Origin of the sequence: Rhodococcus sp. RDE2 (assembly GCF_020885655.1) — a bacterium.
In the GTDB taxonomy this organism is placed as follows: domain Bacteria; phylum Actinomycetota; class Actinomycetes; order Mycobacteriales; family Mycobacteriaceae; genus Rhodococcus; species Rhodococcus pyridinivorans.
The window spans coordinates 5,363,939-5,386,255 of the sequence record NZ_AP025186.1 but is presented as its reverse complement, the minus strand read 5'-3'; the positions used below and the strand labels follow the sequence as shown (position 1 = coordinate 5,386,255).

The window sequence follows — 22,317 nt, the reverse complement described above, 5'->3', positions numbered from 1 at the left end:
GCAGCTTCCCTCCCTTTGATCACCGGTTTTCCACACGATTATCCACAGGTGTGGACAACCGGGGGAATCACCCGGTGGATGTGTGGATGGGAGGTGTGTATTCGCTCAGCGGGGCTCGTGGGCCCGGGCGGTCTGCGGGGATCAGTGTGACACACGGTGCGACGCGGTCCGACTCCGTGTTCGGTGAACGCGCCCGGAGAAGCTGCGCGACGGCGCCCGAAGAAGCGTGGGGCAGCGGGCCGTCAACGGCCGGCACATCGTCGTCGAACGGAGCGTGACGCGGGACTGCACAGGTAGTCGCGATGCGCCGTCGAAGACATGGCCCAAAGCGTACCCGAGCTGTGCCCTGGATCACATACCTTCTCGGCGAGTAGTTTTCGCCGAACCCGTCCGGCGTGTCGCGTTGATCGGCGCTGTTCGTCGCGGTTTGATTTCGCGCCCGCGTCCGAGTAGCCTCGAACAGTCACTCATACCGAGGTGACGGGTTCGTCCTGCTCGAGTCGAGCAATCGAATCCTGCGAATTCACGTACACGTTGGACGACGGTGCTTGCCGCGCCGTCGCAGAATTATCGAGGAGTGTCGACCGTGGCCAAGGGCAAGCGGACGTTCCAGCCGAACAACCGACGCCGCGCGCGCGTTCACGGCTTCCGTCTCCGGATGCGCACCCGTGCGGGTCGCGCGATCGTTTCGGCGCGTCGCCGTAAGGGCCGCGCTTCTCTCACCGCCTGATTCCCTAACGGGAGCTCGGGGTGCTACCTGAGCCGTATCGACTGCGGCGCCACTCGGATTTCTCGGACACCGTCCGCCGAGGGCGTCGTCAGGGGCGGCGGGATCTGGTCGTTCACGTTCTCGAACGCGATCGCACCGAGTCCTTGGTGAGTGTCGGCGGTCCGCGTTTCGGACTGGTCGTGAGCAAGGCTGTCGGGCCGGCGGTGATTCGACATCGAGTCGCACGCCGGCTTCGTCATATCTGTGCAGGTCTCGTCGAGGCTCTGCCCTCCGAGACCGACATCGTGCTGCGCGCACTACCCGGCGCTGCCATCGCGGATTCCCGCGAGCTCGACAAGCAGGTGCGGTCGGGTCTCACCCGCCTCGGACTGCTCGACGCCGGTGCTTCCGCCTCGCATGGGAGTGCTCGCGCATGACCGAGCCCGAGCGGAGGTCGTGGTGGCGGTCCCTGCGGTCCGTCCCGGCCCGGGCATTGATCTTCTGTATCGAGCTCTATCGCACTTATGTGTCGCCCACACGGATGCCGACCTGCCGATTCACCCCGACTTGTAGCGAGTACGCCGTGGAGGCGCTGCGCACGCGGGGTGTCGTCGTCGGTGCGGTTCTGGCATCGGTGAGACTGCTCAAGTGTGGCCCCTGGCACCCTGGTGGGTGGGATCCGGTACCCGAACGGAAACATCGGTCGTCCCCAGTGGGTACCTGACCGGAGCCGAGACCCGAGACCGACGCCTCTTCGTGGCGATCATGGACGACCAGAGGAGTACATAGAGCCGTGCTCGACTTCATCTACTATCCCGTGTCCTGGATCCTGTGGGTCTGGCACAAAGTGTTCTCGTTCGTGCTGGCACCCGACAGCGGTTGGACCTGGGCGCTGTCGGTGGTGTTCCTCGTGTTCACCCTGCGCGCGATTCTCTACAAGCCCTTCGTCAAGCAGGTCCGCACGACTCGCCAGATGCAGGAGCTGCAGCCGCAGATCAAGGCACTTCAGAAGAAGTACGCCAAGGACCGGCAGCGCCAGGCACTCGAGATGCAGAAGCTCCAGAAGGAGCACGGCTTCAATCCGTTGATGGGCTGTCTGCCCGTTCTGCTGCAGGTCCCGGTCTTCATCGGCCTGTTCCACGTGCTGCGCTCGTTCAACCGCACGGGTACCGGCTTCGGCCAGCTCGGGCTGACTCCGGAGGAGAACGCCCAGCTCGGCAACTACGCGTTCAGCCCCGAGGACGTCCAATCGTTCCTGAGTGCCCGCCTGTTCGGCGCTCCGATCTCCTCGTGGATCACGCAGCCCATGGCATCGCTCCAGGCCTTCACGGTCGACGGTGGTGAACTCCCCTCGCGCTGGGAGATCGCTGCCGTCGCGGTGCCGCTCATGATCATCGCCGGCATCGCCACGCACTTCAACGCTCGTGCCTCGGTCGCACGCCAGAGTGCCCAAGCCGCTGCGAACCCGCAGGCCGCGATCATGAACAAGCTGGCCCTGTACGTCTTCCCGCTCGGTGTGCTCGTCGGTGGTCCGTTCCTGCCGATCGCCGTCATCATCTACTGGGTCAGCAACAACATCTGGACCTACGGACAGCAGCACCTCGTCTTCCGCCGTATCGACAAGGAGGAAGAGGAGAAGAAGGCTGCGGCTCTGGCCCGCCGGAACGAGAACGCACCGAAGCCGGGTGCTCGCCCCGACAAGTCCAAGAAGAAGGGCTCGGCCACAGCGGCAGCGTCCGACGCCGTCGACGCCACGGTCGACGAGACCGGCGAGGTGTCGCTGCAGAAGGACGCCGCGGCCGGCGACGGCTCCCCCGCGGCTTCGAAGTCCGGTGCGTCCGCTCCCAAGCCGGGCAGCCGTCCCAAGAACTCCAAGCGCAAGCGGCGCTGACCGAAGTAGAAGAGAGCTGAACATGGCCAGTGACCTGGACAAGGTGGAAGAGGACCTCGCGGTGGCACCCGAGGAGCGCGACACTGCGGCGGACGCCGATCTCGATGACGACGACTACCTCATCGAAGAAGGGGAGATCGCCGGCGACTACCTGGAGCAGTTGCTCGACGTTCTCGATTTCGACGGCGACATCGACCTCGACGTGGAGGGCGACCGCGCGGTCGTGAGCATCGACGGCGGCAAGGATCTGACCAAGCTGGTGGGTCGCAACGGTGAGGTTCTCGACGCTCTGCAGGAGCTCACCCGTCTCGCCGTGCAGCAGGCGACCGGCGAGCGCAGCAAGCTCATGCTCGACATCGCCGGGTGGCGTGCGGGCAAGCGCGCCGAGCTCTCCTCGCTCGGCACGTCGGCCGCGAAGCGCGTGCTCGAGACCGGCAAGCGCGAAGAACTCGAGCCGATGACGCCGTTCGAGCGCAAGATCGTGCACGACGCCGTCGCGAAGATCGACGGTGTGTCCAGCGAGAGCGAGGGTGCAGAGCCGCACCGCCGTGTGGTGATCGTCAAGGATTGAGTCGGCCGTGCCGACCGAAGAGGGACTCTGCGTCGTCAGGGTCCCTCTTCGCCTTTTCGTAACTGATGCTGTGGGTCCCGATGTTGTTTCGGGTGAGCCGACAGGAAAGGATGTTTCACGTGGAACAGCACGAAGCGGAACTGTCGGCGGTCGCGCAGCGGGTATTCGGGGATCGGACCGAACTTGCCGAGCGGTACCACCATTCGTTGTCGACGGCAGGTGTCGAGCGGGGGCTCATCGGACCGCGTGAGGTGCCGCGCCTGTGGGAACGACACATTCTCAATTGCGCCGTGGTGGGCGAACTCATCCAGGAGGGTGAGACGGTCGTCGACGTGGGCAGCGGTGCCGGTCTGCCGGGTATTCCTCTCGCACTTGCCCGCCCCGACCTCCAGGTCGCGCTCGTCGAGCCGCTGCTGCGCCGCACCGTGTATCTGGCGGAGTTCGTCGAATCCCACGGGATCGAGAACATTCTCGTGGTCCGCGGCCGTGCCGAGCAGCCGAGCGTCCTCCAGGAGGCCGGCGGCGCAGACGTCGTGACCTCCCGTGCCGTCGCACCTCTCGCCAAGCTCGCCAAGTGGTCGCTCCCCCTCGTCCACGAGGGAGGCCGGATGCTGGCGTTGAAGGGTTCGTCTGCTCGAGAAGAGATCGACCGCGATCACGACGAACTCGCTCGCCTCGGTGCCGGCAATCTCGAGGTGCTCGAGTGCGGAGGCGATCTCCTTCCGACGCCCACGATCGTCGTGAAGGCCGAGCGGATTCCGCGGCCGGCACGGCGTCGCAAGAAGCGCTGACCGAATCGGCCGGCGCGACGATCGCCCCGACACCCTCCCCTCCCCTACCGGGTCGGGAGGGTGTTGTCGTTTCCGAGACATTTTTCCGACTCGAGGAATCTACTCGAGTACATTTCCGGTGCGAAACGGCTGTTTCGGACGTTGTCACACCAGACCCAATAACCCCAGGGTGTTTCGTCACTGTGATGTTTCAGGTTCCGTGGAATTCATATTGGTCGAATTATCTTCCTGCGCAATACGATTGAAACCACCTCATGTGAATTATATTGTGGACCACAGTATTTCAGATTGGGCGTTATTGGTTTCCGAGTTCACCCCCTTGGTGGTCGGGATTGTTTCACGTGAAACCGCCGAGATCCCTCATGTACCTGTTTCACGTGAAACAACTCCGCGCGTCGTTTCACGTGAAACGTCACCCGGCCATGTCGCCGACGGAACCTAGAATGCGGATGGGATACTGAACCAACCGAGAATGCGTGCGCGTGGTCGGGAGGCCGGGGACAGCTCCGGGTCCGGGACTCGCATTCTCCCTTCGGCGCCTCGACCCGGCCTTCGAAGTCGCGACCGGGAAGCGACGAGGATGTAGCGTGCGAACCGAGCGGATCTACGTGTAAGGAGTGTTCTATGACGGGTGGATCTGAATCCGCTGTTTCACGTGAAACCGGAGGCGTCGAGGACGACTTCTCCCCCGTGCCCTTCGACGGTTTCTCCACCGTCGACACCCCGATCGGCGCGGCTGCTCATCGAGCCACCCAGGTTCTCCACCCGAGCGACGCCAACGCACTGCCCAAGCCGCGCGAGCGTCGCGTCTTCACGATCGCCAATCAGAAGGGTGGGGTCGGTAAGACCACCACGGCGGTGAACATCGCCTCCGCACTCGCCGTGCAGGGACTGTCGGTCCTCGTGGTCGACCTCGATCCGCAGGGCAACGCGAGCACCGCCCTGGGCGTGCCGCACTACTCCGGTGTGCCCTCGAGCTACGAGATCCTCCTCGGCGAGATCAACGCCGCCGAGGCCGTGCAGCAGAGCCCGCACAACGAACGTCTTTTCTGCATCCCCGCCACGATCGATCTCGCGGGTGCCGAGATCGAACTCGTCTCGATGGTCGCGCGCGAGAACCGCCTTCGGAACGCCCTCACCAAGGAGGCGCTCGGCGACCGCGAGTTCGACTACGTGATCATCGACTGCCCGCCGTCGCTCGGTCTGCTCACGGTCAACGCGCTCGTCGCGGCGAAGGAAGTTCTCATCCCCATCCAGTGCGAGTACTACGCACTCGAAGGTGTCGGACAGCTCCTGCGCAACATCGAGCTCGTCCAGTCGCACCTCAATCCCGAACTGCACGTCTCGACCGTCCTCCTGACGATGTACGACGGTCGCACCAAGCTGGCCGATCAGGTCGCCGCGGAAGTGCGTGCGCACTTCGGCAGCGCGGTGCTGCGTTCGGTCATCCCCCGCAGCGTGAAGGTTTCCGAAGCTCCCGGTTACGGGATGACGGTTCTCGACTACGATCCTGGATCGCGCGGCGCGATGAGCTACCTCGACGCCGGGCGCGAGTTGGCGGCACGCGGCGGGGTACACGAGAATCAGGGGAACGGATGAGCGCGACACGTAAAGGCGGGCTCGGTCGAGGTCTGGCAGCACTCATCCCCACCGGTCCTCCGGTGGACGCAGAGCAGAAGCCCGCGACCGCCCCGAGTTCCACTGCCACCGCCCCCACGGCCACCGCTCCCACCAAGACCGCGGCTCCGGCCGCCTCTGCGCCGGTCAAGTCCGCACCGGCCGCGGGTGCACCGTCGAAGCCGGCTTCGGGCGGGCAGTCCAAGTCGGCCGCGTCGCGTCGCCCGGGCTCGTCGGTCCTGAACCTCCCGTCCTCCGGTCTGGGCACGGCGGCCGCCGACCTCATCATCGGCGACGGCAGGACGCCGGCGCCCGCGTCCCCGGCGGAGACTGTCGAGGACGACGCGGCACGGGCGTCCGGAGCGACGTCCGAGACCGAACCCCTCCCCTCCCCCACCGGAGCGGTGTACCTCGAGATCCCGATCGACCGGATCGAGCCCAACCCGAAGCAGCCGCGTCAGGTCTTCGACGAGGAAGCGCTCGCCGAGCTCGTCCACTCCGTCCGCGAGTTCGGGCTCATGCAGCCGGTCGTGGTCCGCCGTCTCGAAGGCGACCGCTTCCAGCTCGTGATGGGTGAGCGTCGCTGGCGTGCCGTCCAGGAGGCGGGCCTCGACACGATCCCCGCGATCGTTCGCGACACCGAGGACGAATCGCTGTTGCGCGACGCGCTGCTCGAGAACATCCACCGGGTGCAGCTCAACCCCCTCGAAGAGGCAGCGGCCTATCAGCAGTTGCTCGAGGAGTTCGAGGTCACCCACGAGGAACTCGCGAGCCGGCTCGGACGGTCGCGGCCGGTCATCACGAACATGATCCGGCTGCTCAAGTTGCCGGTCGCGGTGCAACGACGCGTGGCGGCCGGAGTGCTGTCGGCCGGGCACGCGCGTGCCCTGTTGGCGCTCGAGGCCGGTGCCGACGCTCAGGAGGCACTCGCCGCACGCATCGTCGCCGAGGGCCTGTCCGTGCGGGCGACGGAAGAAGCCGTCGTGCTCGCCAACCGCAACGACACCCCCGACGCTCCGCAGCAGAAGCGTCGGAAGCCCATCCAGATGCCCGGGCTGCAGGACGTCGCGGAGCGCCTGTCGAACTCCTTCGACACGCGCGTGACCGTGAGCCTCGGCAAGCGCAAGGGCAAGATCGTAGTGGAGTTCGGTTCGGTCGACGACCTCGAACGCATCGTGAAGATGATGGAGTCTCAGACCGACCTTTCTTGACTCCTCGTCGGAGCAGGACAACAGTCTGTAGACGAAAGACGTGGAGGCGAGCTATCCCGTGTCGACTCGAGTATCACCGCTCACGCTGAGTGGGATCGAGCAGTTGCCTGCTCATGCGCGACGGTGCGTGTTCTGGGAGTTGGATCCCACCGCGACGCCCGACGTTCAGCAGTTCGCCGACCCCGAGTTCGAGAAGGAAGCATGGCTGTCCATGGTCCTTCTCGAATGGGGGTCGTGCGGCCAGATCGCGACGATCGGCGACAAGGCCGCCGGGTGCGCGCTCTATGCTCCCCCGGGCATGGTGCCCCGCGCGTTGGCCTTCCCCACCGCACCCGTCAGCGCCGACGCGATCCTGCTGACATCCATGCGGACGGAACCCCATGCGGTCGATCTGGACGTCGGAGCCGACCTCATCCGCGGTGTCGTCGCCGACCTCGTCCGCCGCAACGTCCGTGCCATCGAGGCCTTCGGGATCCGGCGCACCGCTGAGGCGGAGGCGAGCGATGTTCCGCACGCGACGGCCGCACTCGGATGCTCCGACACGGAGTGCATGATCGACGCCGACTTCCTCGAGGACATGGGCTTCGAGGTCGTCGCACCGCACTATCGGTACCCGCGCCTGCGTCTCGAGCTCGACCGCGACCACGAGTGGAAGCTCGCCGTGGAAGCCGCCCTCGACCGGCTTCTCGAGGAGTCCTCTCTCACCGTCGCGGACCTGACCGCGGGTTCGGCCGTCGGCGCTCACTGAACCGATACGTCCACCGGACACCGGCGAAAAAGGACCGCCCCCGCAGACTCTGCGGGGGCGGTCCTCTTCTCGTCTACGGGCCGGTCAGCGGCTGTCGGAGATGGACAGCTCTTCGGCGAGCAACTCGGCGAAGGTGTACGTGCCGGTCGGCTGGTCGTCCTGGCCGAGCAGATACAGCCGCTTCACCGCGATGAGGATCGCCTCGGCGATGATGTCGCGGCTGCGCGGATCGGCGAGCAGCGCGGCGTCCTGCTCGTTGGTGAGGTAACCGAGATCGATCTGCACCGTCGGCATGTTCGTCAGGCGCAGCAGATCCCAGGTGCGGCCGTGGCTGCGGCAGTCCTGCAGGTTCGTGCGGGCGACGATCTCGCGCTGGATGTAGCCGGAGAGCACCTGACCGATCATCGATTCGGAGCCGTGCGAGTTGCCGTAGTGGAAGCTCGCGATGCCGTTCGCGGCGGGGCTGCGGCTCGCGTCGCACCGCAGCGAGATCATGAGGTCGGCACCGAACGCGTTGGACGTGCCCGCGCGTTCGACGTCGGTCGGATTCACGTGGTACGGCCGCGACAGGAAGGTCTCCATGCCCGTCGCCGCCATCCGGCCTTCGAGCCGGCGCGCGAGATCCCACAGGATGTCGGCCTCGGAGATCGGGCCGTGGGGGCTCGGCACGATGATGCCGTGGGTGTTGCCGCCGAGACCCGGGTCGATGACGATGCGCTTGCCGCTGAGCTGCGGACCGGAGCGGCGCACGATCTCCTCCTCGGAGATCGCGTGGGGCGACCCGCCCGACACGCGCGTGCCGAGCAGTTCGAGCGAACGCAGTGTCTCGGCACCGCAGATGCCGTCGGAGGCGAGTCCGATCTCGCGCTGGAAGGAGCACAGACCCTCGTGGGTCTTCGGACCGAAGTAGCCGTCCACGCGGTCGACGTAGAAGCCGAGATCCTGCAGACGGGTCTGCAGGGCCGCGACGTCGTCGCCGTAGAGCGGAGCGGAGAGCTGATACATCAGGGTGCGCGCACCGAGCTTGTACGACGCTTCCTTCAGGGAACGGTAGGTCGCGGGGCCTACGATCCCGTCGACGAGCAGACCGCGCTGCTGCTGGAACGCGCGCACGGCTCCGTCGAGTTCACGATCGAAGGGGACGTCCGATCCCATCCAGTCGCCCGACTCCGCGGGCTCGTTGTGCAGGAAGCCCAGGCCGGCCAAGGTGCTCCGGATCTCGGCGACCGCCGGACCGTGGTCGCCGTGACGAAGAGGGCGCATGTATCGGGCCTTTCCGTGCTGACCGGATCGGTGCCCGGCGTGAGGGCTGGGCAGCATCGAATGGGGGTTGGATGAAGGATGTACCCGTGAATACGGGCTCACGGGCACATCCGAGAGGTTGATCCTGGGACGGTACTACAGGACGTCCGCGAGATCCCGAAGCAACGCCGCCTTGCCCTTGGCCCCCACGATCGTCTTCGTCGGCTTGCCACCGGAGAAGAGGATCATCGTGGGAATCGACATGACCTGGTAGTCGCGTGCGGCCGACGGATTGGCGTCGATGTCGAGCTTGGCGACGGTCAGCTTGTCGCCGTGCTCGGCCGCGATCTCCTCGAGAACCGGAGCGACCATCTTGCACGGACCGCACCAGGTCGCCCAGAAGTCGACGAGGACGGGCTTCTCGGACTGCAGTACGTCCTCGACGAACGACGAGTCGGTGATGGTGACGGTGTTCTTGTCGGCCACGGATGTCTCCTGAATCTCGGGATGGAATGTGGAACGGGCGGTGGGATCAGGCCTCGGCGAGCGTGGGCGCCTCGACCTCGCGGTTCGCGACGAGCCACCGCTCCGCGTCGATGGACGCCGAGCATCCGGTGCCGGCGGCGGTGATCGCCTGGCGGTAGGTGTGGTCGACGAGGTCGCCCGCGGCGAAGACACCCGGAACGGAGGTCGCGGTGGACGGCGCCGAGACCTTCACGTAGCCCTCGTCGTCGAGCTCGACCTGACCCTTGACGAGCGAGCTGCGCGGGTCGTGGCCGACGGCGACGAACAGGCCGGTGACCGGCAGGTCGCTGCGCTCGCCGGTGACGGTGTCCTCGAGGACGAGGTTGGTGACGCTGTTCTCGCCCTGCACCTCGGCGACCTTCGCGTTGGTGACGAAGCGGATCTTCTCGTTGGCGCGGGCGCGCTCGAGCATGATCTTCGACGCGCGGAACTCCTCGCGGCGGTGGATGAGGGTGACGCTGCGCGCGAAGCGCGTCAGGAAGGTGGCCTCCTCCATCGCGGAGTCGCCACCGCCGACGACGGCGATGTCCTGGTCGCGGAAGAAGAAGCCGTCGCAGGTCGCGCAGGCGGAGACGCCGCGGCCGAGCAGCTGCGACTCACCGGGCACGCCGAGGTAACGCGGCTCGGCGCCCATCGCGAGGATGACGGCGTGGCTGCGGTAGGTCTCACCGTTGGCGACGACCGTCTTGACCGCACCCGTGAGGTCCATCTCGTCGACGTCCTCGGTGCGCAGATCGGCGCCGAAACGCAGTGCCTGCTCGCGCATCTGGTCCATGAGCTCCGGGCCCATGATCCCGTCCTTGAAGCCCGGGAAGTTCTCGACCTCGGTGGTGGTCATGAGCTCGCCACCGAACTGCGTTCCCTCGAAGACGAGCGGGGCGAGTTCGGCGCGGGCCGCGTAGATGGCGGCGGTGTATCCGGCCGGTCCCGAACCGACGATGATGAGGTCGTGAATCGTGGGCGAGGTCGTCATGCGGCGGAGCCTTCCGGTTGGGTGATCGGGGGCGCGAGGACTGCGGGCGATCCGGCCGAAACCGGACGGCAGCCTACAGATACTGTCAACACCAGGGTAAACGGTGTTGTTCCCCTTCCGTCGTGCGTCCCGCCACAGACGCCCTGTACGGACCGGTCGGTCGCCCGACCGGCCCGCCCCCCGATGCGAACCGGGACGGTCTCAGACCGCGCCGGGCACGTCCCGCAGCGTCTCGCGGATCACACAACGCGTGCCCGTGTAGATGGTCGGCATGCACTTGTTGCAGTGGATGCACAGACCTTCGTGTGCGGTCTTCTCCTCGAACTTGCGGACGAGATACGGATCACGCAGCAGCGCGCGGCCCATAGCGACGAACTCGAAGCCTTCGTCGAGCGCCGTCTCGATGGTGTCGAGTCGGTTGATGCCGCCGAGCAGGATCAGCGGGATCTTCAGTTCCTCCCGGAACTGCCGGGCCATGGGCAGGAAGAAGGCCTCCTCGAACGGGAGCTTCGGGAAGATCTTCGGCCCGTAGACCTTCAGTCCCCAGCCGACGACCTTCGGCTGCGACGCCTGGAACTCCTTCATCGGGACGTCGCCGCGGAAGAAGTACATCCCGTTCAGCAGCGAGCTTCCGCCGGTGAGCTGCATGGCATGGATGGTGCCGTCGGACTCGATGAGCTTGGCCATGGGTAGCGACTCGTCGAGCCACAGACCCTGGGGCACGCCGTCGGTCATGTTGAACTTCGCGATGACGGCCACCCCCTCCCCCACTGCCGTGCGGACGGCCTCGAGCACGCGACGCGGGAAGGCGGTGCGGCCCTCGATGCTGCCGCCGTACTTGTCGGAGCGCTTGTTGAGATTCGGGCTCATGAAGGAGCTGAGCAGGTAGTTGTGCCCGAGGTGGACCTCGACGGCGTCGAATCCGGCCTCGACGGCGAAGCGCGCGGCGCGTGCGTAGTCCTCGACCACCCGATCGAGCTGCTCGAGTGTCGCGCCGCGGACGAGCCCCATGGCGGGGGCGCTGATGCGCGTGGACGGCGCGAGCGTCTTCATCTTGTTGGAGATCTGGTTGGCGACCAGTCCGGCGTGGCCGATCTGCGCGGAGGCCAGACCACCGGCGGCGTGCACGGCGTCGGTGAGCCGGGTCAGGCCGGGGACGGAGGCGGCGTCGAGCACCAGGGTGTCGCGGTGGACGCGACCGTCGTGGGAGACCGAGCAATATGCGACGGTCGTGAGGGCGGTGCCGCCGCGGGCGACCTCGGCGTGGAATTCGACGAGTTCGTCGCTGACGGCGCCCCGGGGCATGACCCCTTCGAAGGTCGCCGCTTTGACGATGCGGTTGCGGAGGGTGAGCGGCCCGAGTCGGGCCGGTTCGAACACGGTGGGTCGCGGCGAAGACATGCCCCTACTTTCGATGCCAGTGGTACCGTAATTGCGTTTCGACTATAACGCTCGTCACACTTCGCGCCAGATCGATTCCCACTCGGTCCCGACATCACGGATCCCATGCCCAGCACCGCTCCGGGGCGCCCCCGCGACCCCCGAATAGACAACGACGTCCTCACCGCCACCCGCGAGATGCTCCGCTCCCACGGCTGGGACGGGCTGAGCCTGCGGGCCGTCGCCGCCCGCGCCGGCGTCGGCCGCGCCGCACTCACGCGTCGGTGGCCGACCAAGGCCCACCTGGTGCTCGACGCACTGCTCGGGTCCGCACCCGATCTGGCGCCCTACGACGGCATCGATCGCAAGGGCTGGATCGAATGGGTGGTCACCGGGAGCATCGAGTTGTTCTCCCGGCCGGAGGTCCGCGCTGCGCTCCCGGGACTCCTCGCTGCACTGCGGGACCACGAGGCCCTCCGCAACACGCTCTGGCGCACGTTCAGCGGCCCCAGCACCGCTCTGTTCGCCGACGGTGACGGTTCGGACGTCGAGATCGACGCCAAGGCGGTGCTCGTGATGGCAGCGGGGTCGGCACTGTTCGCCGGCCTCATCGCCGCGGAGGACGACACACCCGCGCTGCGCGCGCGGATCCTGGAACTGTTGTCGACCGTCGCGTAGCGCTCGGACCCGAGCGGTGGGTCAGCCGATCGTCTTCCGGGCTATCGTCGCGGGATCGTCTGCGTCGCAGTGCGTTCCGACCACGAGTGCGGTAAGTGCCGGCGCGTCCGGCCCGCTCATCAGAACGAGGACGGCGTCGTCGCCGGCGAACCGCACCGCACGGGAACCGATCGGTGACCGACCCGCAAAACCGTTCGCGTCCAGGCATTCCCGGAGACGATCTGCTCCACCGAGGAGACCGGGATCGGTGTCGCCGATCATCGCCCGTAGGGTGGAGGGTTCGAACAGGGCCTCGTCCTCCGCTGCCGCGACGGGAATACTCGTCGGATCGTCGCTACCGAAAGCTGTTCCGCGCACGACCACCACGAGCATCACCGCCACGGCGGCCGCGACCGCGGCACCGGCCACCGCCCACCGGCGACGCCGTGCGATCGAGGACGGCACGGACCGGTCCTCCGCGAGCACGGCACCGATACGTGCGGCGATCTCGGGTGGAATCGATTCCTTCGGTGGAGCGTCGCGCAGGGCCGACAACCGCGCCTGCGTCGCATCGAGCCGCGCCAGATACGCGACGGCCTCGGGATCGCGGCGCACACGCGGCCACAACCGGGCGGCGAGTTCGTCGTCGAGCGCCCCGGCATGCAGGTCGGCGAGCAACTCCGCGGCGTACGGCGGACGCATCTCGTCGGACTCCGACGGGCGCACCTCGGCGGAGTTCGACGGACGCACCTCGTCCTCGTTCATGCGCGACTCTCCTCCGCGGTTCGGCATCCCTCACCAGAGTAAGACGGAGGAGGGTCACGATCGGTTCCCCTCGGAGCGAAGGTCGTCGAGAAGAACTGCGAGCCGGCTCCGCGCGCGGGCGCAGCGGCTCTTCACCGTTCCCTCCGGAACACCGAGTCGTCGCGCCGCCTCCCGGACGGAGAAACCTTCCACATCCACCGCGACGACGGCTGCCCGCTGGTCGGGTGGCAGTGCGAACAGGGCGGATTCGATGTCGAGTGCGACCTCGGTGTCGTGGATGGGATCGCGCGGGGTGCGCAGGTCGTGCGAATCGTCCTCGAAGAGTGGGACGGTCACGCGGACACGATTGCGGCGGATGCGGTCGAGGCACGCGTTGACGACGATCGAGTGCAGCCAGCTGCGGACCGCGGCGTCCTCCCGGAAACCCGAAGCTCTCCGATGCGCCGAGAGCAGTGCCTCCTGCAGCGCGTCGGCCGCGTCCTCGTTCGAGTAACTCGTCCGCCGCGCGACCTGCCACAGATGGGCGTGATGTCGTGCCAGCAAGGCGGAGAAGGCATGCCGATCGCCTGCGACGTGTGCTGCGAGCAGCTCGGCATCCGACACCACCCCATCGGACGCCACCCCGTCCGACACGCTCCCGCCGTCCTCGACACCCCCGTCGGGCACGGCGATTTTTGCGATCCCCCCGAAAATTCGCACGCGCGGATGGTAGCCGATCCGGACGATTCCGCCCGGCTGTCCGCGGTCAGCGTGCGGCTTCGAATTCCACTTCGGAGATGGAGCTCTTGTTGCTTCCGCCGCTCGAGCTCAGATCGGTGATCCACACCAGCACGTGCGAGGTCTGGCCGTCCGCCTCGACCGGGATCGTGGTCTCACCGGAAGCCAGTGTGCCCGAACCGATCACCTGCGTCTGATCGAGCGACGTCGACTCGGACGGTGCGCTGCGCACCTCGACGACCGTGCCCGGCGTGTCGGTGGTGACCTTCACCGCGGACAGCTCCGACGCGTCGGCGAGCGTGAACAGAAGTCCGACACCGTTCTTCAGCGACGGGAACGGATCGAAGTAGGCGTCGGTGCTCCACGAGGTGGACGGATCACCGTCGATCGCCTGCGACGCGGTGGCGGGCGAATCGGGGGTGCCCTGAGGCGAGAAGACCGACACGGAGGTCGCGGAGACCGGAGCGCTCGCCGCGGGTCGCGGCGGCGCGGCCTCGGCCTGCTCGTCGCCCGGCCCGTCCTCGGCGGGTGCCTCGGCGGTGGGGGTCAGACCGAACTCCTGGCTCGTCAGCGGGGCATCGTTGGCGTCGCCGGCGAGTAGGTTCGCGATCCACCATCCGATGAGCGCGAGCAGCAGCACCGTCGTCGCACCGAGCGCGGCCAGGGCGATGAGCATCCGCTGCGAATGCTTCTTCTTCTGTTCCAGCGCTTCGGGATCAGCGAGTGCATGCGTCTCCGCGGCGGCAGCGCGCTGCCCGATCCGCAGTGCCGGGATCATCTCGGTCTTCTGGTCGACGACCGACGCCTGGTCGAGGATGTGCTGCACGGTCGCGGCGGTCCGGATACCGCCGTCCTCGGACAGGGCCCGCACCGCGACCGCCGAGATCTCGAACGGCACGTCGGGACGCAGGACGCGCGGCTCCACCGGCACACCGTCCTTGCGGTCGGGCTCCGGCATCCCGCCGACGGTGGCACCGCTGTGGTGCGGGACGGGAACGCCGCCCGGAGCCGACGGCTCACCGAGCGGCCACCGTCCGGTGATGAGTCCGTACAGGCTCGCGCCGAGACCGCGCACGTCGGACATCGCGTCGGAATCGGAGAAGGTCGCGGGGAAGGCCAGCACGGCGTCGCCCGCCACGCTGATGCGGATGCGATCGGGATGGTCGATCGACAGGGCACTGCCCGCACGGTGCGACGCCTCGGCCGCGGCCGCGAGCGCGCGGATCGCGCGTGCCGCACCGATCGGCGACGGCTCGGTGGTGGACATCTCCTTCAGCGACCGGCCGGGGGTCCACTCCGAGACGACGATGCCGCCCGAGCTGCCGCGCACCACGTCGAGGACGCGGGCGAGACCGGGCGAATTGATGCGACCGAGGCGCAGGGTGCGCGAGAGCACGGCCTGCGGCGAGTCGGGGCCGGTGCCGTCGGCCGCGCGCTGTTCCGCGTCGACGAAGGTCAGCGCGACCTCGCGATCGAGCTTGACGTCGAGCGCCTGCCAGAAACGCAGGCCGCGCGCGCCACCGTGCGGGGCGAGCAGACGGTAGCGACCACCGGCGACCGAGGCACCGGCGATGAGATCGGGGCCGCGCATCGGACGGCGCGGCTGGGAGGCCGGACCTGCGACACGCACCGGCGGGAGCTGCGGGGATCCGACCGGGATGACACCCGTGTCGAGGTTCGGATCGCGCGGCGGGCGCTTGCCGTCCTTGTCGGCAGACTTCTGCCGTGCGGCGGCATCGATGGTGGACTTGCCGGCAGCGTGGTCGTCGCTCACCCTCACTCCTTCGTTGTCGACTCGTCCACTTCCGGTGTGCAGACGCGGGTCGCCGCTGGGGGCCGCGAAGAACCGTGGTCGACGGCTCCCGGACCGTACCTGCTGCTGATCAGGGTACGGGAGTTGTCCGTGCGCATTGCTGCGACCGGGGACGTCCCTGATGGCGGGCATGACCTCTGTGATGGCGTCGTAAGGTCCGACGCCGTACTCGCCGTAGTCGATACGCGGCAGGATGACGGTCTTCTCGGCATCCGATTCGACGTGGCGCGGACGCGGGACGGGGGCGGGAGACGGTGCCTCGGCGGAGGTGGTTCCGGTCTCGGGCTCGGCGGGGGCCTCCTCGACCGGGGCGGTGCCGCGCAGTGCCGCGACCTTCCGTCGCACGGCCGCCTCGATCGCGAGGATCTCGGGCACCTTGAGCAGGTACATCCCGACCAGCGCGACGAGCACCATCAGCACACCGTTGAGCCCGACCCGCACGAGCGAGCCGATGCCCCCGAAGCGGTCGGCGAGCACGTCGAGCTGCAGGAGACGGTCGGTGACCAGCACGACGACCGCCGCGGCGAGCGACGCGAGCACGACGTGCCAGACGGTGCGTCCGACGTTCGCCATCTGCAGGTTGCCGAGTGTGCGGTGCAGCAGATAGCCGCCGATGAACGCTCCGACGGCGAACGCGACGCCGGTGGCCGCGCCGAGGAGCAGCACCACCTGCTCGTCGTTCGCCGCGACGACGGGCGCCAGCGCGGACAGGCCGATCTTGACGGCGGTGATGCCGAGGATGATCCAAGTGGGCGTCCAGGCCTGTTCCCGGGCGTAGAACACGCGCAGGTGGATGAGCACCAGGGCGTACGGGATGAGCGTGAACGCCGACCAGCTCACCGCCTGGCCGAGGCGTTCGGCGTTGCTGCCGCCGAAGTTGCCGTAGCCGTACAGCGCGGCGCCGACCTGCGAACCCGCGATCGTCAGGAAGGTGACGATCGGGATGAGCGAGATCATGGTCAGGCGGGTCGCGACGGACAGGTCGTCGACGACGGCCGGGGTGTCGTCCGCGGCGGCGTTGCGGCTCAGGCGCGGCATGATCGCGGTGAGGACGGTGACACCGAGGACGCCGTAGGGCAGCTGCAGCAACAGCCACGCGTTGTTGTAGATCGCCGGTCCGGCCTCGTCGGCTCCCGACGACACGCGTGTGGCGAAGACCATGCCGGCCTGGCTGATCAGCACGTACAGCACGATCGCGGCGGCCATGCCGCCGAACTGCCGGAGCCGGTCGTCGAGACCCCACAGCGGTCTGAGATTGATGCCCTCGCGGCGCAGCGCGGGTACCAGGCACATTGCCTGCGTGATGACGCCGAGCAGCACACCGATGCCGAGGACGAGCAGTTTCGGATCGCTCATCCGCACCGGATCGAGGGTGATCTCGCCCGGCATCAGGTAGTAGATCACCAGCACGGTGAGCACCACGAGGTTGTTGCACACCGGGGCCCAGGCACCCGGCTTGAACACCTGCCGGGTGTTGAGGATGCCCGTGAACAGGCCCGACAGGCCGTAGAACATGATCGCGGGCAGGAGCAGGTACGACAGCGCTGTGGTCAGCGACGTCGAGACCTTGCCGGACTCGTCGAGGAAGACGTGGGTGGTCAGGACCGGTGCCGCGGCCACCGCGAGAACGGTCGCCGTGCCGAGCAGCACCAGCGCCGCGGTGAACAGTCGCCGGACGAAGGCCTCACCGCCGTCGGGGTCCTCCCGCTCGGCCCGCACCAACACGGGCACGACGATCGAGGTCAGAACGGCGCCGAGCACCAGCTCGGAGATCATGTTGGGGATCTGGTGCGCGACGGTGAACGACGACGCGACGCTCGCACCGAGCAGGGTCAGGATGAGCAGCTGCTTGAGGAAGCCGGTGATGCGGCTGACCAGGGTTGCCACGGCGATGGAGCCGGTCGCAGCGAGCAGGCTCTGCGGCTTCCTGCGACCGGACGCGACGCCCGTGATGTCCGGCGAGGTGGTGGGAGCGTCCGACGGTCCCGGGTTCGGGTGTGTCTCCACGTCGTCCCGTGTGGAGTTCCCGGTCATTTCTCATACCCTTCGTCGGCTGGGTCCGGCTCTCCCCGGAACCGGTGCAGAAGTCGTCTGCCCGCCAGGAACAGCAGGAGTGCTCCCGCACATCCCGTGACGACGGCGAGGATCTGGCCGTACGCATTGGAACGTACCGTCACCGTCGTCGAGCTGCCGAGAGGCAGGCCGGACTCGGTGGTGAGTGCGAACTCCAACCGGAGGTTCCGCGAGTCGCTGATCTGAGCCGGCACCGTGAGGGTGCGGCTGCCGCGCGGCGGGAGCTGGATAGGGCCGATATCGGTGATATCCACCGTGTCGGGCGCGTCCACCTGCAGCCGCACGGTGATGCCCACGGGCAGGTCGTTGCGCGCGGTGAGCAGCAGCGGACTCTGTTCGGACGTCAGGGTGTACACACCGCCGGTCGAGATGACCGTCACGGCGTCGTAGATGTCGTCGACGGCCTCCCGCACCTCGGCGGCGCGGTGCTCGCCGGTCGCGTAGGCACCGTCGGCGTCGGCACCGCGACGACCGGCCAGGCTCATCGCGCGTAGCAGATCCTCGCGCAGCGGGGCAGTGAACTGCTGCGGGGTGAGCTGGGCCTGCGGGTCCTCGACCAGCGCCGTCTGGATCGCATCGAGGCGGCCGATCTGTTCCTCGGCCTCGGACACGACCGCGGCGGAGGCCCCGTCGGTGATCGCCTGTTCGGGATAGACCAGCAGCGAGGCCGTCGGATCGTTCGCGGTGTTCGCGGCCGCGTCGACGAGCGCGGCGAGCGGTCGCGGCGTGGTCAGGCCCGAGCGGACGAGCGTGGAGAGCATCGACAGCACGGAGGCGGCGTCGTCGGGCGATGCCGACCAGTTCTGCGGCGGCGCGAACAGCACCGATCGGCCCGCGGCCGGCAGTGCCGCCCCGGTGACCTCGCTGACCGTCGGCACCATGGCCGGCCAGGCCAGCGCGCCGAGGGCGTCCTGCAGGCGGGCCGTCGAGGAATCGCGGGAGAGGTCGTAGCGCGCCGAGGAGGGGACGAAGGACGGCGTCTGCGGGTCGGTACCCATCCCGGCCAGTGCCGCGGACGCGGACGAGTCGAACAGGGCGGCGGTGAGGCCGGAGACACCGGAGATCCGGAAGCCGTTGCCGCCCGGCGCGGTGGACGGCGTCGACGACGTGCCCGCGAGCAGGGCGCGTCCGCCCTCGACGGCGTTGTCGGACACCAGAGCGGTCACCGGGCCGTCGGCGGCGAGCATCGATCCGGTCTTCTCGGTGAGTACGCCGGAGTCGGGCCACATCACGCCCGGGGTGGAGGTGACGCCGAGGATGGAGTCGACGATGGCCGCCGGTGATTCCAGCGCGGAGTCGGTCAGGGACGAGTCGGCGAGGTCGCCGAGCGCGGTCAGGTCTACCTGCGCGAACGGCACGGCCATCGTGCAGGTCGTCGCCGCGAGGGCACGCAACCGCTCGAGCCAGGCGACCGCGGCATCCGTGCCCGAGCCCGGCCGCGCGTCGCCGGTCGGTTCGTTCGGATCCTCGACGACGAGATAGTCGCGCGTCATGTTCGCGACGGTCACGAGCAGGTCCGGGTCGATCGCCAGGCACAGTCCCTCGAGGACGCGGGGTTCGGTGCGGGCGGTGTCCTCGACGGCGCGCAGCAGACCGTCCAGCCTCCCGCCCTCGGCGAGCGAGGTGGCGAGGTCGTCGTCGACCAGGCGTACCGGCTCGGTGCCGGAACCGGCCACGCCGGCGGCGAGCCTCGGCCGATCGGCCAGCGGCCACAGCATCGTGACCGCGGCCGGGCGGGACACGTCGGGCGGTACGGCGGGGAACGCCTTCTCCTCGCTGTCGAGCAGGCCGTCGTCGGACGAGCGGGTCGTGCCCCGCGACCCGCCGTTGCCCGTCCCGCTTTCCTCGGTGAGCTCCGTGCCCTCGGTGACCTCGTCGCTCGCGGGAAGCGCGAGCACGGGCAGCAGGAAGCGTGCATCGTCGAGCCGGGCCGCGCCGCCGTACTCGGGGACACCGTTGACGTTCACCAGCAGCGGGTAGACGCCGGGAGTGTCGATGTCGAGAGACGGCACGAGATCGGAGCGCAGCGGCAGTTCGAGTTCGAAGTCGGCACGTTCGCCCTGCCCCAGTCGGTCGGCGACCTCCTCGAACTCACCGACCGTGTCGAAGCCCGCCTGGTCGAGGGACAGGGAGGTGCGCAGCGCTGCGGAGTCGGAGACCACCGGTGCACGCTGCAACCGCACCCAGACGTCCTCGACGTCCCGATCGCCGATGTTCGCCACCGTGCCGCGGACCGTGACGACGGACTCGCTCGTGAGGGTCACCGTCTGCGGCGTCACCTCGTCGATGCTCAGCTCGAGGAAGCGCGGCTCGTCGGGGTCGGTCTGGGCTGCGGCCGGGTTCGCCGTGGCCGTCGGGAGAAGAGTCGTCGGCAGAAGAGGCGTCACGCCTGCCGTTGTGAGGACGAGTACGAGCACGGCGAGCACCGCGGCGCCCGCCCGGGACACCACCACCGTCATCCGCGTGGGGCCCCCGGTTCGTCGGCGTCGGGGAGTCGTGTGTGGTCCATCTCGGCGATGAGCCGATCGGCGATGTCGGCGAGCTTGCGTTCGTCGGCGTACGCCAGGCGGGTCCGCAGTTCGCGCAGCGGCACCCACGCCACCTCGGTGACCTCGACGTCCGCGTCGGAGAGCTCTCCGCCGAGATATCGCAGCAGGTAGTGGTGCACGGTCTTGTGGACCCGGCGACCCTCGGTGACAAACCAGTAATCGATGCTGCCCAGTTCGGCGAGCACCGAGCTGCGCACGCCGGTCTCCTCGCGGACCTCCCGCATCGCGGTCTGCTCGGCGGTCTCGCCCTGCTCGATGTGACCCTTCGGCAACGACCACAGCAGGCGGCCCCGCCGGTCGGTGCGGCCGATCAGGGCTGCGCAGAGTTTCTCGGGCGGACCACCGAGTCCGTCGACCACCAGACCTCCCGCGGAGGTCTCGCGGACGGTCCGCATGCGAGGTCCGGGCGAAGCGGACGATCCGGGCGAAGCACCGTGTGCGGTCTTCTTTGCGCCCGCGCCGCGCCGCCGCGAGCTGCGGCGGTTACGGTTGGCACGTTCGGCGGGCGACACCTCATAGATAGTAGATGGACCGACGTCGGTCCCGGCTCAACCACACGAACGCGCTGCTCGGTAAGGTGCAAAGACGTGAACTCCCCCACCGCAGACACCGACCGTCGTACCCGGCTGCTCGCCGGAGCCGAGGCCACTCTGCGCGATCTGTCCGACATCCTCGCCCCGCTGGGGGCGCGATTCGCCGAAGCCGGACACGAGCTGTATCTCGTCGGGGGCAGCGTGCGCGACGCGGTGCTCGGTCGCCTCGGCACCGACCTCGACTTCACCACCGACGCGCGTCCGGAGGTCGTGCAGGAGCTGCTGCGCGGATTCGTCGACCACCAGTGGGACACGGGCATCGACTTCGGGACGATCAGTGCGGTGAAGGGACTCGAGCAACTCGAGATCACCACCTTCCGCAGCGACGCCTACGACCGTGTCACGCGTCACCCCATCGTGAAGTACGGCACGAGTCTCGAGGACGATCTCGTGCGCCGCGACTTCACCGTCAACGCGATGGCCGTGCGGATCGGACCGGACGGTGCGGGCGAGTTCGTCGACCCGCTCGGCGGCATGGACTCCCTGCTCGCCGGCGTGCTCGACACCCCGGCGAAGCCCGAGGACTCCTTCCACGACGATCCGTTGCGCATGCTGCGCGCGGCGCGGTTCGTCTCCCAGCTCGGCTTCGCCCTCACCGAGCGCGTGCACACCGCGATCGTCTCGATGGCCGACGAGATCCTGCGGATCAGCGCCGAGCGGGTGCAGGCCGAGCTCGACAAGCTGATCCTCGGCGACTATCCGATCGAGGGCATCGACACGATGGTCGAGACCGGTCTCGCGCAGCGGGTGATCCCCGAGATCCCCGCGATGAAGCTCGAGATCGACGAGCACCACCAGCACAAGGACGTGTACTGGCACTCGTTGACCGTCCTGAAGCAGGCCATCGACCTCGAGGACGGCGATCCCGATCGCGTCCTGCGGTGGGCCGCGCTGCTGCACGACATCGGCAAGCCCGACACCAAGCGCAACGAGCCGCAGGGCGGCGTCAGCTTCCATCACCACGAGGTGGTCGGGGCGAAGCTCGTGCGCAAGCGCATGCGCGCGCTCAAGTACTCGAAGCAGATGATCGAGGACGTCAGCCGCCTGGTCTTCCTGCACCTGCGCTTCCACGGCTACGGCAAGGGACAGTGGACGGATTCGGCCGTGCGCCGCTACGTGCACGACGCCGGGCCGCTGCTGCCGAAGCTTCACAAGCTGGTGCGCGCCGACTGCACGACCCGCAACAAGCGTCGTGCCGCCGCGCTGCAGGCCACCTACGACGGTCTCGAGGAACGGATCGAGCGGATCGCCGCCGAGGAGGATCTCGCCAAGGTCCGGCCCGATCTCGACGGCAACGCGATCATGGAACTGCTGGGTATTCCCGCAGGTCCGACCGTCGGCAAGGCGTGGAACTTCCTCAAGGAACTGCGGCTCGACCGCGGTCCGCTCGAGCGCGACGAGGCCGAGGCCGCGCTGCTCGAGTGGTGGGCGGAACAGCAGAAGGCCCAGCCCCCGAACGCCTGATCTCACATCGCCGTGACGGCGGCGTGAG

20 protein-coding genes are annotated in these 22,317 nt (G+C 68.1%); 11 read left to right on the top strand and 9 right to left on the bottom strand.

What is annotated here, in order from left to right; translation table 11 throughout:
- Positions 1–586: 586 nt before the first annotated feature.
- The 9 genes from rpmH to LPH33_RS25135 all read left to right on the top strand — a co-directional run bounded on the left by rpmH (position 587) and on the right by LPH33_RS25135 (position 7,538).
- A complete protein-coding gene (rpmH, locus tag LPH33_RS25175; RefSeq protein WP_006550910.1) occupies positions 587–730 on the top strand; it encodes a 50S ribosomal protein L34 in 144 nt (47 codons plus the stop codon).
- 20 nt (positions 731–750) lie between these two features.
- Positions 751–1,146 (top strand): ribonuclease P protein component, encoded by a 396-nt coding sequence (gene rnpA / locus LPH33_RS25170; RefSeq protein ID WP_024102541.1) that lies wholly within the window; start codon positions 751–753, stop codon positions 1,144–1,146.
- On the top strand, positions 1,143–1,433 hold the full coding sequence (gene yidD / locus LPH33_RS25165; RefSeq protein WP_229566617.1) for a membrane protein insertion efficiency factor YidD: 291 nt from the start codon (positions 1,143–1,145) through the stop codon (positions 1,431–1,433). The genes rnpA and yidD overlap by 4 nt, the downstream gene beginning before the upstream one ends.
- Before the next feature lie 69 nt (positions 1,434–1,502).
- Complete coding sequence (yidC, locus tag LPH33_RS25160) at positions 1,503–2,600, top strand: membrane protein insertase YidC (RefSeq protein ID WP_229566616.1); 1,098 nt, start codon at positions 1,503–1,505, stop codon at positions 2,598–2,600.
- Between the two features lie 22 nt (positions 2,601–2,622).
- Positions 2,623–3,171, top strand: a complete 549-nt coding sequence (locus LPH33_RS25155; RefSeq protein WP_060652417.1) for a protein jag — start codon at positions 2,623–2,625, stop codon at positions 3,169–3,171.
- 110 nt (positions 3,172–3,281) lie between these two features.
- Positions 3,282–3,962, top strand: coding sequence for a 16S rRNA (guanine(527)-N(7))-methyltransferase RsmG (rsmG, locus tag LPH33_RS25150; protein ID WP_229566614.1), 681 nt, complete (start codon positions 3,282–3,284; stop codon positions 3,960–3,962).
- Between the two features lie 624 nt (positions 3,963–4,586).
- Positions 4,587–5,561 carry a ParA family protein gene (locus LPH33_RS25145; RefSeq protein ID WP_229566612.1) on the top strand — a complete coding sequence of 325 codons (975 nt, stop codon included), beginning with the start codon at positions 4,587–4,589 and terminating at the stop codon, positions 5,559–5,561.
- On the top strand, positions 5,558–6,790 hold the full coding sequence (locus LPH33_RS25140; RefSeq protein WP_229566610.1) for a ParB/RepB/Spo0J family partition protein: 1,233 nt from the start codon (positions 5,558–5,560) through the stop codon (positions 6,788–6,790). Before LPH33_RS25145 ends, LPH33_RS25140 begins: the two co-directional genes overlap by 4 nt.
- A gap of 58 nt (positions 6,791–6,848) precedes the next feature.
- Positions 6,849–7,538, top strand: a complete 690-nt coding sequence (locus LPH33_RS25135) for a GNAT family N-acetyltransferase (RefSeq protein WP_229566609.1) — start codon at positions 6,849–6,851, stop codon at positions 7,536–7,538.
- Positions 7,539–7,622: 84 nt separating this feature from the next.
- Here the strand turns inward: LPH33_RS25135 and LPH33_RS25130 are convergent, their stop codons facing one another.
- The 4 genes from LPH33_RS25130 to LPH33_RS25115 form a co-directional block, all read right to left on the bottom strand.
- Complete coding sequence (locus tag LPH33_RS25130; protein ID WP_229566608.1) at positions 7,623–8,801, bottom strand: N-acetylmuramoyl-L-alanine amidase; 1,179 nt, start codon at positions 8,799–8,801, stop codon at positions 7,623–7,625.
- A gap of 135 nt (positions 8,802–8,936) precedes the next feature.
- Entirely contained in the window at positions 8,937–9,266 is a 330-nt protein-coding gene (trxA, locus tag LPH33_RS25125; RefSeq protein WP_006550900.1) for a thioredoxin, read from the bottom strand.
- Between the two features lie 46 nt (positions 9,267–9,312).
- Entirely contained in the window at positions 9,313–10,278 is a 966-nt protein-coding gene (gene trxB, locus LPH33_RS25120; RefSeq protein WP_229566606.1) for a thioredoxin-disulfide reductase, read from the bottom strand.
- Positions 10,279–10,479: 201 nt separating this feature from the next.
- Entirely contained in the window at positions 10,480–11,679 is a 1,200-nt protein-coding gene (locus tag LPH33_RS25115; protein ID WP_229566604.1) for an NADH:flavin oxidoreductase, read from the bottom strand.
- Positions 11,680–11,784: 105 nt separating this feature from the next.
- On the opposite strand from LPH33_RS25115, the gene LPH33_RS25110 reads away from it, so the two are divergent.
- Positions 11,785–12,336 carry a TetR family transcriptional regulator gene (locus tag LPH33_RS25110; protein ID WP_229566602.1) on the top strand — a complete coding sequence of 184 codons (552 nt, stop codon included), beginning with the start codon at positions 11,785–11,787 and terminating at the stop codon, positions 12,334–12,336.
- Between the two features lie 21 nt (positions 12,337–12,357).
- Here the strand turns inward: LPH33_RS25110 and LPH33_RS25105 are convergent, their stop codons facing one another.
- The 5 genes from LPH33_RS25105 to LPH33_RS25085 all read right to left on the bottom strand — a co-directional run bounded on the left by LPH33_RS25105 (position 12,358) and on the right by LPH33_RS25085 (position 20,744).
- Entirely contained in the window at positions 12,358–13,080 is a 723-nt protein-coding gene (locus LPH33_RS25105) for a hypothetical protein (protein ID WP_229566600.1), read from the bottom strand.
- Between the two features lie 54 nt (positions 13,081–13,134).
- A complete protein-coding gene (gene sigM / locus LPH33_RS25100) occupies positions 13,135–13,683 on the bottom strand; it encodes an RNA polymerase sigma factor SigM (RefSeq protein WP_229568515.1) in 549 nt (182 codons plus the stop codon).
- A 142-nt stretch (positions 13,684–13,825) separates the two neighbouring features.
- Positions 13,826–17,644, bottom strand: a complete 3,819-nt coding sequence (gene murJ / locus LPH33_RS25095) for a murein biosynthesis integral membrane protein MurJ (RefSeq protein WP_229566599.1) — start codon at positions 17,642–17,644, stop codon at positions 13,826–13,828.
- A complete protein-coding gene (locus LPH33_RS25090) occupies positions 17,641–20,142 on the bottom strand; it encodes a DUF6049 family protein (RefSeq protein WP_229566597.1) in 2,502 nt (833 codons plus the stop codon). Before LPH33_RS25090 ends, murJ begins: the two co-directional genes overlap by 4 nt.
- The gene (locus tag LPH33_RS25085; protein ID WP_229566595.1) at positions 20,139–20,744 is read right to left on the bottom strand and encodes an NUDIX hydrolase; all 606 of its coding nucleotides are present in this window, start codon (positions 20,742–20,744) and stop codon (positions 20,139–20,141) included. Before LPH33_RS25085 ends, LPH33_RS25090 begins: the two co-directional genes overlap by 4 nt.
- Before the next feature lie 75 nt (positions 20,745–20,819).
- Between LPH33_RS25085 and LPH33_RS25080 the strand changes: the two genes are divergently transcribed.
- Positions 20,820–22,289, top strand: coding sequence for a CCA tRNA nucleotidyltransferase (locus tag LPH33_RS25080; RefSeq protein ID WP_229566594.1), 1,470 nt, complete (start codon positions 20,820–20,822; stop codon positions 22,287–22,289).
- Positions 22,290–22,317: the final 28 nt, after the last annotated feature.